The organism is Paenibacillus sp. p3-SID867, from assembly GCF_025142895.1.
Classification (GTDB): domain Bacteria; phylum Bacillota; class Bacilli; order Paenibacillales; family Paenibacillaceae; genus Paenibacillus_AQ.
The window spans coordinates 293,664-307,877 of the sequence record NZ_JAMBDM010000005.1; the positions used below are offsets into that span (position 1 = coordinate 293,664).

Sequence of the window (14,214 nt, forward strand, 5' to 3'; positions counted from 1 at the left end):
GGTCAGCAGCTTTTATTTTGTCTGTCCTCAAGGTGTAACTACCTTCGCTTTCCCATTCAAGTACATCTCGCCCCATTCACAGATTTGATCAAGGATCGGTTGCAGCGAAACGCCCATTTCACTCAGCTCGTACACGACCTTAGGCGGCACTTGATTAAAGACCGTTCGCGTGATAATCCCGTCCTCCTCCAGCTCCCGCAGCGTCTGGGTTAACATTTTCTGCGTAATATCCGGCATCTGCTTCTTAATTTCACTCGTTCGCTTGGGGCCATAACTTAAGTGACACAGCACAATGACCTTCCACTTGCCGCCGATGACGTCCATGGTCGCCTCAGACGGAATATTGTATTGTCGCTCCCCATTCATAAGAACTTCTCTCCTTTTTGAACGTAAGTGGCATATCTCTTACAACAGGCACTTTAGGGTACTAATGATACTTTTAGGTGCTTATAGAACAATTAAGTGCGTACTTCCTTTCCGTCATTATATGTTACATAATCCCCTTATACCAGTACTGCATCATAAAAACATGGGGGTGAAATAACATGCAGCGTATTTACATTGCCGGAGGTTATGGCGTAATCGGGAGTGCCGTTGCCCGGCATATCCGAACGATCAATCAAGAAACCGAGATTATTCTCGCCGGAAGGAATCCCGAGAAGGGGAGCTTATTGGTACAGGAGCTAGGAAACGCCCGCACCGCTTTTTTAGATATCCGCCAGGGTCTGGCTCCAGGGGAGCTGGATCAAGCCGACCTCATCGTTTCTACGATTCAGGATCCGGCCGACTTCCTCATTCAAGCAGCCCTTGCAAAAGGAATTGCACATATCGGAATCACGAAGCTTGCCGACGAGCTGACACCTATGCTATTCGCCATGCAAAGTCATCCCCCTCAAGCACCCATTGTCCCTCTGGGACATTCGCAAGCAGGGATTCCGACCTTGGTCGTATATCAGGAGGCGAAGTCTTTCCAAAGCGTCCAATCGATCGGCTTGGCTGGTCATTATGATGAACGCGATCCGATGGGCCCTATGACGCTGGAAGATACCGAAGGGTTTATCAACCGTGCCCTTATCCGGGAAAACGGGATATGGAAATGGGTTGAGGCTGCAAAGTATCCGAGAAGCATAAGTCTTTCAAATGGTCTCCGGGTAGAAGGCCATCCCATGAGTTTATTGGATGTTCCAAGCCTCGCGGCTGTTACGGGAGGGCCTAATATTCGATTCGACTTTGCCATCCATGACTCCATAGGAACACGGGCTGGAGGAAGGGCCTCCCAGGACCTCTACATTGACCTTGAAGGCGTACTTCTTGACGGCCGTTACGCGAAACGGAGAATCACGTTGACCGATCCGAAGGGACAGGCGCATTTTACGGCCCTCGGCATTCTCCTGTCCATTGAGCGCATTCTGGGCTGGGATGGCTCGCCTCCTGCTCCCGGAGGCTTCTATCTACCGGAAACGCTGGTTTCTCTTGAAACTGCAATGGCACGTATTGAACAATTTGGCATTCAAATTCGAAGAGAAGAAAGAGAAGGTGAACCCTCATGAAGGTATTAACAGTTGTTACACATCCACGTGAAAATTCCTTTACTTTTGCAGTTACCGATAAGTTTGTACAAGGGCTTAGGGACGCCGGGCATGAAACGGAAATTCTGGACCTCCACCGCATCGGTTTCGATCCGGTCCTGTGGGAGGCAGACGAACCCGATTGGTCTGATCCTTCGAAGATCTATTCTCCTGAGGTTGAGGCCGAAATCGCACGGATGAAGGAGCACGACGCGCTGGCCTATATCTTCCCGGTATGGTGGTACGGAGTCCCTGCCATGCTGAAAGGGTATATCGACCGTGTCTGGAATCATGGCTTCGCTTACGGCGGCGGCTCAAAGCTTCATCACCAACAGGTGTTATGGCTTGCGTTAGCAGGGGCTTCGGAGGATCATTTTGCCAAGCGGGACTATGATCAGATGTTATCCCTTTCCCTCAATATTGGAATGGCCGACTACTCCGGAATCAAGAATTCCCGAGTGGAATTCTTCTATGATACGCTAGAGGCCAGACCGGAGCATATGGAGAGTTTGCTCGAACGAGCTTATCAGCTGGGATTGCATTATGCCGATTCTGGAGTGAGCGTGAAATGATTGCTTTATAATAGAAGCAGAGCCTAATTTAAAAATCATAAAAAAATCGACCTCAAGTGAGGTCGATTTTTTTATGTACTACTGATCGTTCGACCTCATGCCATTTTGATACATCAGCAGAATCGGTGAAATATAGTCTGCATCAACCACTGATAAAATAACTCTACATTCAATTCTCCGAACCATAATCTACCTTGGTCATCTCGTTGCATTCTCCACTGGCAACGGCTAGTCCTTCATGCGTCTTATTTAATGCTTCTTCATAACTGAATTCCGGGCCTTTTTTAGACTGCCGATCGTGCATGCACATTGTTCCTTCTTTCAAGAGCTTCGCCTTCACGATGGAATCAACCGCGGCGGGTTTTTACACAAATTAAAAAAGCCTTGGTTCCGTCTTTCGAACCAAGGCTGCGTTTATTAAATGGCCGGAAAGCTTCGTAAAATCTTTTCCTTACGCCCTTTCATATACCACTGTCCCCACGGATGGAGTTTGTCGAATGCTCCGCCGCAGGCATGGAACAGCTTGATATACCGCCCCATTTCTCTCAGCTTCATGAAATACGGGATTTCTCGAAGCCATTTCTCCTCCAGATGATGCTCCAGACGGTATCCTTCCATGAACGGGATCAGAAACCTGTCCGGGTCCGAATCGGCTCCTTCGGTTAAACCTGAGAAAAACGCGGCCACCGCAATGTCATCCACGAACCATGAATATCGGCTCGCATCAAAATCAATCAGACACAATGAATCCTCATGCACGAAAAAATTGCCGAAATGAAAATCCGCATGGATCAGTCCATAAGCGTCCTCAGCGATCGGAAGCTCCGATATATAATGGAGCAATGCCTGATAACGAAGGGTGATCTCTTTCTCGGATGGCGGTAAATCAATACGTCGAACTTTTTCCGCCTCATCCGACCAATCGGGCCGTCTTGTAACGGGATCCAGATGGATGTACCTCTTGGCGATGTCGTGCATGCGACCCATGAATTGGCCCATTCGCCTGTGTAAGCTCTCATTGGCATCGTTCTCCCCGACCGGGCGCCCCTTGGCTTCCTCATAACAGACCGCCGTATAGTCATGATCCTCCGTCCGAATCCGCTCCGCAAGATTTCCTGCCGCCGAGTAGCGCGGCCTCGCAACGCAAACGCCGTTTCTCCCGAGAAACTCCACCCACTGCACCTCGCCTGCAATCTTTGCATACGGTTTATGGGACTCGTCGGTCAAGCGTACATACACGGTCTCCGCACCCTTACGATAAGAACAGACAAGGCTGTGTTCGGAAAAATGCGTCTGAAGTCTATCCCGCTCCAAGAGTCCGAACCTGCTTACAGCGGCGGCCATAAGTTCCCTTCTTCGTTCCATTTGCATCGCCTCCCTTCACCATCCGGGTGATCAAGCATTCAATAATCATTGATTTCTGCATATGGATAGCCTGCTCCTGCATTTAACCGCTACTACAAGAGTATTTATCTTATTTCTCAGTCAATGTAAAATTGTTATACCAGTTGAATAATATAATTAAGAAGGAAAACTTTATATGAGCAGGGTGAACGAAATGGAACGGAAAGTCACTAAGTTTGGCAACAGCCTGGGAATTACAATGACGGATGCCCTCAAACTGATTGGTCTAGAACTAGGCGATACGGTACAAATAGATGTTAATCAAACCGATGGTGAGATCATCATTAAAAAAGCTAACAAAGTCTCCCTACCTGACGGCATCAGCCCTGATTTCTTAGATACTTTGTCTGAGATTATGAGCGAATACGACCAGACCCTAAAAGGGTTAAAAGATCGATGAACCCTATACGTTATCTAACCTCCCAAGAGGTTATCGCCATTAACGTCGCTATGATACAGAAATATAGTGTCGGCGAGCATATCGGTGTAAAGAGTCCGCATTTGCTTGAGTCGGCCCTCCATCCGCCTCAATCGTCAGCTTTTGGAGAGGACGCCTATTTATCTATCTGGGAAAAGTCAGCTGCATTGTTTGAATCACTAGGACAAAATCACCCATTTCAAAACGCCAATAAAAGAACCGCCTTCACGGCTCTTCTCCTGTTTTTACGCTATAACGGATATCGATTTATCATGGATCAAAAAAGCAGAGAACTTCACGGTCGATATGGTTAATCACAAATTCACCTTTCAAGAACTTACGTCCCTTATTAAAGAATACTCCATTGAAATAACGTAATAAAAAGCGACCCCTGGCGATTCTCAAGCGGATCCTGCTTAATTATTTGCGAGCCTAAGGCTTTATCCAAATATAAAGAGTGTGCAGTCTCGTAACCGCACACTCTTTATTTGATGATGTCCCCGCCTACGCTACAGTCCCAGCTTCTGCCCCCGCTCCAAGCGCTGGATCTGCTGCTCGCCCGTTACCGCCAGCTCACTGAACTGGTGGATCGTCTCACGCATCCGCGGGAGAGCCTCCTGCTTATATGTGCTGATGGAATCAAGCGCTGACAGCACATCCGTGAACGCTTGCTTCAAGGTATCGACGGAAATGCTCGTTTCCAGCGATTGCTTGTGAATCGCCGCGCCCTGATCCTTCAGCATTTTGGAAGTGGCGCTGATCAGGTTGTTCGTGGTTTCGTTCAGCAGCTCGATTTTCTTCAGGACAATCTTCTGGTTGTACAGGGCACTAGCCACCGTGACCGAGATTTTCAGCGCCGTTACCGTTACGTTTCTCGCCCGATCCACGCCGCGAATTAATTCTTTGTTGTTCCGGATGACCACTTCAATAGCCATGATCCCCTGCTGGTTCACGACCAGCATCTGCTGCAGGTCCATCACGCGCTGGCGCAGCGGAAACAGCACCTCTTCAGTAATAAACCGGATTTTATCCTCCGACTCCTGCCGTATTTTAGCCGCCTCGACCTGGGATTCGATCTCTGCGTCCATGAGCATGCCCAGCTGAATTTCCTTTTGCAGCTTTTTGGTGAGCTCGCGGAGGGTTTGCTGTTCAATCTCCAGCGTGGTGTTGTCATTCTTTAGTACGGTTTTTCCTTTATCAAGAGAAATGATGATGTCCGAAATGACGGCATCCGCCTTTTGAAACTTGGCAAAATATCGGCGCAGCGGGTTAAATACCATGCCCAGAAGACCGCTTTTCGCAAAATCCACAACGCTCGGATCCAGATCCTTCAGCTGCAGCTGCAGCTCCGTTAACCCTTTAGCCACTTGACCGCCTTCATCCCCGGTTTTCGATAATCTCCCCACCTGAACCTGCAGGAGCGCATTCTTCTCCGAGGAGGATCTCATCGTGCTGATGCCAAAGCTTTCAATGGATTGCAGCACCTGTCTTCGCTTCTCGAGCGATTCAATATCCAGCTCCATGATGGCCTGCACATTGTTAGCCGCCAGCTCCTTCAGCTGCGTGACTTCTTCCGGCTCAGGCTTCACCTGCTCCTCAATCGCCGTCTTGATCTCCTCGGGACTTATGACTTCCATCGTAAATGACAATATAACCCCTCCTACAAGTTTCTGTGAACTCTTATATCGCTTGTAATGATGCTACATCTGCACATTCAGCAGCTGGCTGATTTTGTATACGACATCATCGGTATCGGCGTTGATGCTGGCAGCTTCATTGATGCTGGAGATGCTTTGAAGCGCCTGGATGTTGGCATTATAGCCAATCGTGTACACCGGGATTTTGTAGGCCTGGATCAGTTCCCGAATATCGTCGAGGGAGTGGCCAACGTTCGTCTCTCCGTCACTCAGCACAAAAATCAGAGGTTTCACGTCCGGATTTGCCGCCATCTCGTCCTGAAGCATCTTCATCGCCACCACAATGCCGTCAAAGGTCGCGGTATTCCCGCTGGCTTCAAGGCTGTTGATCGCCCCGACAAACATCGACTGCTGATTCAAGTCGTACTTGCCGATCGGCAGATTAATCGTGACATCCGTGGAATACGATACGAAGCCGATGCTGTTGTCCCGGCCCAAATATTTCTGCCCAGTCAACAGCGATTCCTTGAGGCGGTTTAACGGCTCACCGTCCATGCTCCCCGACACATCCGCCACAAACACGGCCGCAACCGGCTTGTTGCCGTCCTTCTTCTCCTTCCACAGCTTTTGGGCGGACGGCAGCAGGCTGCTGTCAACAACTTCAAGCTCGGATTGGTAATCATTCAAACCGTTGAACCCTTTTTTGTCGGCCATCTTCTGATATTTGTCCTGCTCGACAAACGCCGCGAATTTCTTAATGATCTCCAGCTTCTCCTTCGGCAATTTCCCGAGCGCATACAAAGGACTGTCATGCCTTACGCCAAACGGGGTAAAGACGTAACCACTCTTCATATCCGCCGCATTGACATAGGTCTGATACTCCAGGACAAAGGCATCCAGCATGCCGGACTTCGCCGCATCGCGCATCTGGATCGTGGTCGAAGCCGTGAAAGGGACGTTCGCCTGGAATTTTTCGAAGCCCTGTACCGCTTTTTCACTAAGCAGATCCGAGCTGTCAAACGTTTCAAGGGCCGTGATCAGAAAGTTAAGACCCGTCGAGCTGGCAAAAGGATCCGTATACCCCATCGCCAACTCATTATTCGCTATCGCATCCGTCAGCGTTTTGACGTTCAAGGAGCCGTACTTCTCTACCAGCTCGTCATATTTGGCCTTTCGGGTAACAACGCCGGTCACGTTCCCCGTGAGACGCTTGGATACTAGCTCGGCTTTGACGCCATATTCCTTAACCATCTCCCCCCACAGCTCATTGGAAGGGGTAAAAGCGTCCGGCACGTACTTCCCGGATGTTATGTAATCGGTTGCGGTTCCCGAAGCAATATTGCGGATCTTCACGGATACCGGCTGGCCGTTCACTACCGGCTTGGATTTGTTGAATTCCTCTGCCACTTCATTCAGCCATCCGTCAATGCCCGGCCCTGCTTTCTCGGGAGAAGAGAAAATTTCGACGTATAAGTCCGTTGTATTCTCAACCGAGATTGGGAATTTGGATATATCAGGCAGGGAGTCTGCTACGGCCACCGGGTCCAGATCGACTTGACCTTTTATCGGGTCCGCCGTCGTGACCACAATGTCCTTGTAGATTTTGTTGATTTTCTTAGCCGCGCCTTCCGAATCGACCTCGGCTTCGCTCTTGCCCAGGTTCGAGGTTAACGTGATTCCCGCGTACACCAGAACAAACACGACCACTGCAATGGCCACTAATACAACAAAAGCACTACCCTTGCTTCGCATAATCATCTCCCTCTCTTATTGCTTATATAATTTGGTTTGTTTGATTAACATATCGATTTCCTTCATGCAGGGCATCTCTTCCACATCCCGGTAATCGGTGCTGCCAAGCAAGGAAATCTCCAGCAGCAGTTTATCAAGCTTGAGCATGATCTCCTCATTCGCTTCCAGATAACCGGTCACGTAAGACAGATACTCTTGGTATAACGCCGTTTTTTTCTGCGCCACCTTGCCGGATAGCTGGGAGGCTTTGGGCTGATCACCCATGCGGTTGAAATCAGATGCGGCGAAGACACCCAGCTTGTTCAGAATTCCTCGGATATTGAGATAAAACAGCTTCTCCACCTCATCGATAACCGCCATGAATTTCTTGTAACTGAGCTCTGTTTGTTCAAAACGCTGACCCAGGACATTCAGCAGCGCATTCCTCTTTTTCTCGATTCGCTCCAATTGGTCCAGGGCAAGGGCGATATCATTCTTCAGCACTTTCACATTGCGATAATGGTGAAGCGCGTCTATGTAATCCTCACGGGTCTGAATCGTTTGGATCGCCTTCGCAGCCGGAGGCTTGAATAACAAGACATAACTGCCATAAAAGAGTGCAAGAACACTGACAACCCATACGGTGATGACCAATGCCGACTGGAAGGCGCTATCGCCGCCGATCTGAAATCCGAGGAACCCGGGTGAAACCAGGACAATATTCACGATCGCGATAACCGCCATAAGCAGGAGCAGCTTCACGGATTTCGAGCCATTCAAGAATTAACACCTCCCCTACTCCTATAGAGCGATGACTGATTCGACCTATAACCGCCTTTTGAAACATCCGTAAAACATAGATACATAAGGATATAACACATACTACGTCTCAATTCGAAGTTAGATGCATTTTCCTCGCGCAATAGGCCAGCCGATTCACAATTCACTCCATTTTTGTATCAGATCCTCGCCTGGTCAAGATGACGTTCACATTTTCGTCCTGTGCCTTGAACGCCAGGTGCAGACGCAGAGAGTTGCAGGAAGAACAGGAGGTCGAGCTGAGGCAAGCTAGATCAGGGTAACTATAACAAAATCACATAAATAATCCAATGGTTCTGCGACAAAAGGCACAAAAAAAGTCCTTCAGGGATTACCTGAAAGACTTCTGCTATTAATAGAAAGGGCACCTTCGAGCAGACTTTAAGCTTTGCCTCGCGGCAGCTTATCCGCATACCTAGTCCGCAGTTCACCTAAATAATCCAGCTTGCGCAGCACCTTCTCCTTATTCAGCATGCCGATGCTCAGAATGAGCTGCTCGATCAGCAATAGCGGCGTCACCATGGAATGAAACTCGCCCATATCCCCCCGACTGGCATAGAACGAGATTCGCGCCGGTGTTCCATAACGAAAGTCCTCCCGGTCAGTGATCATGATCGCCGCATTCTGCACGCGGCTTACGCAGTCCAGAATGACCTCCGTTTCCGGGAGCATCCGGGTGAAGCTGAAGATCAGTACGACATCCTCGCTTTCCATGTGTGCCAGCGATTCCAGCAGTTCATGGCCGCTCCCGGCCATGATCCGCACCGACATGCCGAACCGGGATAAGCGGTACGATAACAGCTCGCCCAGCGACAGGGATGGACCTGGTGCATAGATATAGACGCGTCTTGCCGAAGCCATCAGCCCGGCTGCTTCCTCCAGCTCATCGGGATGGATCCGCTCTATCGTATCCTGCAGATGTTGCTTCGCCTGCTCCAGCATTTTCACCGGCAAACTGGACGCGTCCAGCCGGGATATCGTCTTTTCCAGTTTCACCGCAGGCGTCGAATCCGAGGACTCCCGCAGCTTGAGCTTAAACGCCTTGGCATTGTCGTAACCGACGGCACGCCAAAACCGGGATACGGTCGCGATGCTGGTGCCAAGCCGATCGGCGATTTCCTGCTCAGTCATGAACAGCATCTCCTCAGGATAACGTTCGATAAAATCGGCAATTTTGAGCTGACTCGGCGAAAATCCGGATTTATCGGGAAACCAATTTTTCATTGCTGCACTCCTTCTACGATCAGTCTTCAGCGTTCGGTATGAACTCATCATACGCCGTGATTGTTATGTAAATTTTATTTCATTATCACATCTATGTAAAAAATATTACAATGCGTTGACATAGTACTCCGTTCATTTTAATAATCGCCTCCTATACTGATAACAAATCCATTCCCAAGGAGGCTTCTTTTTAATGGCAAGCAATTCACGGGTCTATACCCTAACGTCTTCGCAGAAAATGATGATTTTTGTGTTGTCCATGTCGCTGTACGGCCTATCCAACATGTTCACTGAGCTCATCCCCGCGTTCCGCCTGGGTCCGATCGAGCTGTCCGTCGAATATTTTGCGTTCATCCCCTTGACGCTCTGCATGCTGTTCCATCCTTTTTACGCGGCTGTGGGGGCAGCGCTCGGCGAGGTCATCTTCGGTGAACTCATGCTCGGACAATTCGGCGGCCTCGGCGAGCTGGAGAAGTTTCTTACCTTCTCCTTCGCCATGTACGTTGCCGGCCGTATGGTCCAAAATCCCCTCAATCGCGCCCAGGTAGGCATCGCCGCCATGTCGGGCGTCATCATCCATCAGCTGTGCAGCTCTCTGGTAGACATCGGCAAGGTCTGGATCGGCGTCGAGGAATTCGAAGCCGTACCCGGGCTTGCACAAAGCGTGGTGCTTGTCGAAGGCATCGGTTTCCTGAACGATGTGCTGTTCTCCGGCATTCTGTTCGCTCTTCTGCCTACATTATATCTGGTTCCAAGGTTGTATGGAAAAATCGAACCACTGCTCGGCATTAAACCCCGCCAGAAGCTTACGAAATACGAAGCCGCCGGCATCATCTCGCCCAGGCTGGTCCTGGCTGGAATCGCTTTGGCGCTGGTTGCCTTCGGAGCGGAATCCCTTTCGGAAACGGACTGGAACTTCGGCGAGTGGGACAGCGGATTTGCAGACCGGTTCGGCATCGGCGCAATCTGGACCAGCATCGGTGCAGCCGCCATCGTTGCCATTGCGGCCTTGACGTTCATGCGGGCCAGGAGAAACCGCGGTCTTCAAGAAGAGAAAATGTCGGAGAACCCGCCTTATGTCTAAACCGTTCGTTCATGACAACCCGGCAATCCGAATCGCAGGCGTCACCTTCGTCTATCCCGGTTCGGAGCAGCCCGTGCTAAATGAGGCGTCCCTGCATATTCGCCGCGGCAGCTTTACGGCGATCATCGGAGGAAACGGCTGCGGCAAATCCACGCTCTGCAAGCTGTTCAACGGATTGATTCCCCACTATTATGCAGGCGACTTCACGGGAATCGTTGAAATCTGCGGGGTTTCCGCCGAGAACCGGACAGTCTCCGAGTTGTCGCGGATGGTAGGGTATGTCTATCAGGATTTTGATAACCAGCTTGTCCGTCCGACGGTCATGGATGAAGCCAACTTCGCTCCGCTCAATTACGGACTCCCGGACTACCGGGCCATGGGCTCGAGGGCACTCGATATGTGCGGATTAACCCATCTGAAGGAGCGCTATATCTGGGAGCTGAGCGGCGGGCAGAAGCATCTGCTCGCCTTGGCGGGAGCCCTCTCGCTGGAACCGGACATCCTCGTGGTGGATGAGCCGGTATCCCAGCTCGATCCCCAACACGCCAGGCAGGTGTATGATGTGCTGCGCCAATTGAATCAGGTTCATGGAAAAACCATTATCGTGATTGAGCATCATACGGAGTTTATTGCCGACTACTGTGAGGAAGTGTGCCTGATGGAGCAGGGGAAGGTGCTGTGGCAGCGCCCGGTCATCGAAGCGCTGAACAGCCTTGAAGATCTGGAGCGGCTGGGCATCCAGCCGCCCCAGGTGACCAAAGCAGCGGTACAGCTGTCTGCGATTCTGCTGAATGGCGGTATGGCTCCCCGCAGCCCGCAGGATGGACACTCGATAACGGTCGGCTCCGGCTCTCATTCTATGAGATTGTCCGGATATCGGCTGAAGCAGCCTTACCCTATTACGGCTGAGGCAGCAGAAGTCTATTTTGGAGAGCTTCTGCACAGGCACACGAATACCCCGTTGCTGCTTGATCATACACCAACCGGCGCGAGAGCTGACGATGCTTCACCGGCTGACACAACCGTTAAGAACCCGGATTCCGACCAGCACAGTCCTCGACAGGAGTTTGAAACAGAACGGCAAATGGAGCATAGCACGCTCGTACATTTTAACCGATCCGTACTGCGCTACCGAACGATTCATAAAGCAGAGCATGAAGTGCTCCGGGGCATTGATCTTCGCCTGTATGAAGGGGAACGCATCGCGCTTGTTGGCAACAACGGCGCGGGCAAATCATCTCTTCTGAAGCTGATTGCCGGCATCGCCAAGCCTTCCGACGGCTCCGTCTCGATTATGGGTAGGAATACCAAGGATTTATCAATGGAGCAAATATCCGCTAACGTGGCTTACGTCTTCCAGAATCCAGAGGATATGTTCATTGAAGATAATGTGTATAAAGAAGTGGCCTATGGCTTAAAGAGCCGCCGCCTCCCGGAAGCTGAGGACAGGGTTCATCGCATGCTGACCCATTTCCGGCTTGAGCCCCTTAAGGATCGGGACGCCCGTCTCCTAAGCGGAGGACAGCAGCGCCGAGTATCCTTGGCCATAGGAGCCGCCATGATGCCCCGGCTGATTCTGCTCGATGAGCCCACGGCCAATCTGGACATGTCCACTCGCGAGGAGCTGCTGGATACGCTGCAAGAGCTGGAGGGCCATGTCCGGACAGTTATCATCGCCACCCATGACATGCAGCTGGTTCACGAATGGGCGACCAGAGTGATCGTGTTAAATCAAGGCGTCGTGGCCGGCGACGGCACCGTCTCCGAGATCTTCGCCGATTCCGAGCTTATTTCCCGGGCCGGTCTCGCACCGACCCAGATGATGGATTTATCTATACGGCTGGGGGTCGTGCCCGTGACCAGCTCGCCGGCCGAGTTTGCGCAGCATATGTACGGCATTCTGAGTGGAAAGGAGCTTCACTGCCATGCAGCTAGTCCGCAACTGGTTTAACAAGATTACGATTGAACGGATTCAACTCGAGTTGATGAATACCGCCTACGGAAGCGGCCATGCCTCCCTTTCCCGGTTGGACCCTCGATGCATGTTGATCTGGTACCTGTTTTTCGCTATCGCTCCCTGGTTCATCTCCAGCATCACCGTGCTGGCCGGATTGTTTCTGATGATGGTAGTTACCACCGTTCTGTCGCGGGTAACGCCGTTTATTATCGTCGTACTATGCCTGGGCTTGATCGGCCAGGTCGGCTGGCTGTTTATTGTGTCCCTCTTTTTCGGCGGGGACATCAGTTCCGCGCTACCGCTGCTGAAGCTCACCTTAAAGCTGTCGGTTGTATCGCTTGCGAGTATTACAGTCTTCTCCGGCATGGATCCCGAGAAAATCAGCGACGGCCTGCTTGCGCTCGGTATGCCTGCCGCCTTCTCGTTCAGCTTATCATACGGTTATCGGATTCTCCCCGTATTGTTCGAAGAATTCCGCAATGTAATGCTCTCTTACCGATTGCGGGGAAAAGCGCCGGAACGCCCGGGTTTCCTCTACTGGCGGCTCGCAGCCTATTATATAAAGCTGCTGGTGCTATCCTTCTTCCCCTTGATGCTGGCAACTGCCAAACGTTCCCGCACAACAGTAGAAGCGCTGGAGACCCGCGGGTTCTCCTACGGCATGAAGAATCCGGCCGCCAAGAAGCTGAAGCTGTCCCACCTGACCCTGTCCGCGAGGGATGTGCTGTTCCTGTCCGGGACGGCAGCATATACCGCATTATTGTTCTGGATCGGCTGACCTTACCACTGACTTATACGAGGAGTGTTCGAATATGAAAATTGATCTTCATACCCATGCCAAATTGTCCAAAGCGTCCGATTTCTCAAAAGTTTATTATGAAGAGATGATTCGGGAGGCGCTGGACAACGGCCTTGATGCGCTCGCTCTGACCGAGCATTTCAATACGCGCCATTTTGAAGAAGTGTACCAGCAGCTTGACCGGATGTTTCCCTACAATGGCGAATATTACGATGCAGACGGATTGAAAATCTTTCCGGGCATGGAAGTGGATATTCGGGAGACCGGTCACATTCTGCTAATTGGCCGGAAGGAGTATATTCTGGAGACCCGCCGCCAGCTGGATGGATATACAGAGAAGGGCTCCTTCATTCCCTTTGATGATCTGATGGACTTGGCCGAAGCCTTCCCGCTGCTCAAGATCGGTGCCCATCCGTTCCGGGAGAGCACGCCGCTCCACCATCTCACCCGCAGTCAGTTGAGCCGCCTGGACGCCTTCGATCTCAATGCCAAGGATATGTATCAATATGGCAGCGAAGCCAATCAAGATCAGGTTCAACGTTTCGCTGCCGATCTCGGCAAACCTGTTACGGCGGGAAGCGATACGCATCAATGCCTCCAATTCGGAAGCGTCTATAATGAGCTGCAAATGCCTTGCGAGTCCGCCGACGAGCTTAAAAGTGCCATTATGCAAGGCGCTTACCAGCTTCATGTCTCGGACAGCCTGCCCATTAAGGTCAAAGCATCCGTCATGCTGAAAAAGCTCATGAAGGAGATCATCCGGCTCCAATCCCCCTCTGCCGTCATCTAGGTAAAGGTTGAAACTGCTCCAAAGTTCAAAAGGCACCCCCACTGAGTATTATCCATGTACATTCATGGACGAAAAAGGAGCCTGGGCATGTATCCATGTCCAGGCTCCTTGCGTTTCCGAAAGATTGTTATATTGCGACTCGATCCCATGTCATTCCCGCCGCAACCGGCCCTCTAACCCCATTCCAGCGTTGCGCGAATCGGCGGGATGG

14 protein-coding genes and 1 pseudogene are annotated in these 14,214 nt (G+C 51.1%); 8 read left to right on the top strand and 7 right to left on the bottom strand.

Annotation, left to right across the window (positions count from 1 at the left end; genetic code table 11):
- Window positions 1–27: 27 nt before the first annotated feature.
- Window positions 28–366 (bottom strand): winged helix-turn-helix transcriptional regulator, encoded by a 339-nt coding sequence (locus tag M4D81_RS13050; protein WP_216532872.1) that lies wholly within the window; start codon window positions 364–366, stop codon window positions 28–30.
- Window positions 367–545: 179 nt separating this feature from the next.
- Here M4D81_RS13050 and M4D81_RS13055 point away from each other — a divergent pair, with 179 nt between their 5' ends.
- Together M4D81_RS13055 and M4D81_RS13060 are read left to right on the top strand one after the other, a co-directional pair.
- On the top strand, window positions 546–1,550 hold the full coding sequence (locus M4D81_RS13055) for a Rossmann-fold NAD(P)-binding domain-containing protein (RefSeq protein WP_260066760.1): 1,005 nt from the start codon (window positions 546–548) through the stop codon (window positions 1,548–1,550).
- A complete protein-coding gene (locus M4D81_RS13060) occupies window positions 1,547–2,140 on the top strand; it encodes an NAD(P)H oxidoreductase (protein WP_260066770.1) in 594 nt (197 codons plus the stop codon). The genes M4D81_RS13055 and M4D81_RS13060 overlap by 4 nt, the downstream gene beginning before the upstream one ends.
- 169 nt (window positions 2,141–2,309) lie before the next feature.
- On the opposite strand, the gene M4D81_RS13065 is transcribed toward M4D81_RS13060, so the two are convergent.
- Complete coding sequence (locus M4D81_RS13065) at window positions 2,310–2,444, bottom strand: hypothetical protein (RefSeq protein ID WP_260066772.1); 135 nt, start codon at window positions 2,442–2,444, stop codon at window positions 2,310–2,312.
- Window positions 2,445–2,557: 113 nt separating this feature from the next.
- A complete protein-coding gene (locus tag M4D81_RS13070) occupies window positions 2,558–3,505 on the bottom strand; it encodes a phosphotransferase enzyme family protein (RefSeq protein WP_260066774.1) in 948 nt (315 codons plus the stop codon).
- A 193-nt stretch (window positions 3,506–3,698) separates the two neighbouring features.
- Here M4D81_RS13070 and M4D81_RS13075 point away from each other — a divergent pair, with 193 nt between their 5' ends.
- The gene (locus M4D81_RS13075; RefSeq protein ID WP_397376685.1) at window positions 3,699–3,944 is read left to right on the top strand and encodes an AbrB/MazE/SpoVT family DNA-binding domain-containing protein; all 246 of its coding nucleotides are present in this window, start codon (window positions 3,699–3,701) and stop codon (window positions 3,942–3,944) included.
- Window positions 3,941–4,340: pseudogene (locus M4D81_RS13080) on the top strand (type II toxin-antitoxin system death-on-curing family toxin). Before M4D81_RS13075 ends, M4D81_RS13080 begins: the two are co-directional and overlap by 4 nt.
- A gap of 131 nt (window positions 4,341–4,471) precedes the next feature.
- On the opposite strand, the gene M4D81_RS13085 reads toward M4D81_RS13080, so the two are convergent.
- The 4 genes from M4D81_RS13085 to M4D81_RS13100 form a co-directional block, all read right to left on the bottom strand.
- Window positions 4,472–5,611: a toxic anion resistance protein gene (locus tag M4D81_RS13085; protein WP_194540536.1), complete on the bottom strand. Its 1,140-nt coding sequence runs from the start codon at window positions 5,609–5,611 to the stop codon at window positions 4,472–4,474.
- A gap of 51 nt (window positions 5,612–5,662) precedes the next feature.
- Complete coding sequence (locus M4D81_RS13090; protein ID WP_071219192.1) at window positions 5,663–7,351, bottom strand: vWA domain-containing protein; 1,689 nt, start codon at window positions 7,349–7,351, stop codon at window positions 5,663–5,665.
- 15 nt (window positions 7,352–7,366) lie between these two features.
- Window positions 7,367–8,110, bottom strand: a complete 744-nt coding sequence (locus M4D81_RS13095; protein WP_260066780.1) for a hypothetical protein — start codon at window positions 8,108–8,110, stop codon at window positions 7,367–7,369.
- A gap of 420 nt (window positions 8,111–8,530) precedes the next feature.
- The gene (locus tag M4D81_RS13100; protein ID WP_071219194.1) at window positions 8,531–9,373 is read right to left on the bottom strand and encodes a MurR/RpiR family transcriptional regulator; all 843 of its coding nucleotides are present in this window, start codon (window positions 9,371–9,373) and stop codon (window positions 8,531–8,533) included.
- Between the two features lie 193 nt (window positions 9,374–9,566).
- Between M4D81_RS13100 and M4D81_RS13105 the strand changes: the two genes are divergently transcribed.
- Genes M4D81_RS13105 through M4D81_RS13120 form a run of 4 tightly spaced genes read left to right on the top strand, consistent with a single transcriptional unit; the run spans window position 9,567 to window position 14,003 of the window.
- Window positions 9,567–10,457: a DUF8171 family membrane protein gene (locus M4D81_RS13105; RefSeq protein WP_260066783.1), complete on the top strand. Its 891-nt coding sequence runs from the start codon at window positions 9,567–9,569 to the stop codon at window positions 10,455–10,457.
- Window positions 10,450–12,408, top strand: coding sequence for an ABC transporter ATP-binding protein (locus M4D81_RS13110; protein ID WP_260066785.1), 1,959 nt, complete (start codon window positions 10,450–10,452; stop codon window positions 12,406–12,408). The genes M4D81_RS13105 and M4D81_RS13110 overlap by 8 nt, the downstream gene beginning before the upstream one ends.
- A complete protein-coding gene (locus tag M4D81_RS13115; RefSeq protein ID WP_260066787.1) occupies window positions 12,383–13,192 on the top strand; it encodes an energy-coupling factor transporter transmembrane component T family protein in 810 nt (269 codons plus the stop codon). The genes M4D81_RS13110 and M4D81_RS13115 overlap by 26 nt, the downstream gene beginning before the upstream one ends.
- A 34-nt stretch (window positions 13,193–13,226) precedes the next feature.
- Window positions 13,227–14,003, top strand: a complete 777-nt coding sequence (locus tag M4D81_RS13120; protein WP_071219197.1) for a PHP domain-containing protein — start codon at window positions 13,227–13,229, stop codon at window positions 14,001–14,003.
- The last annotated feature ends 211 nt before the right edge of the window (window positions 14,004–14,214 follow it).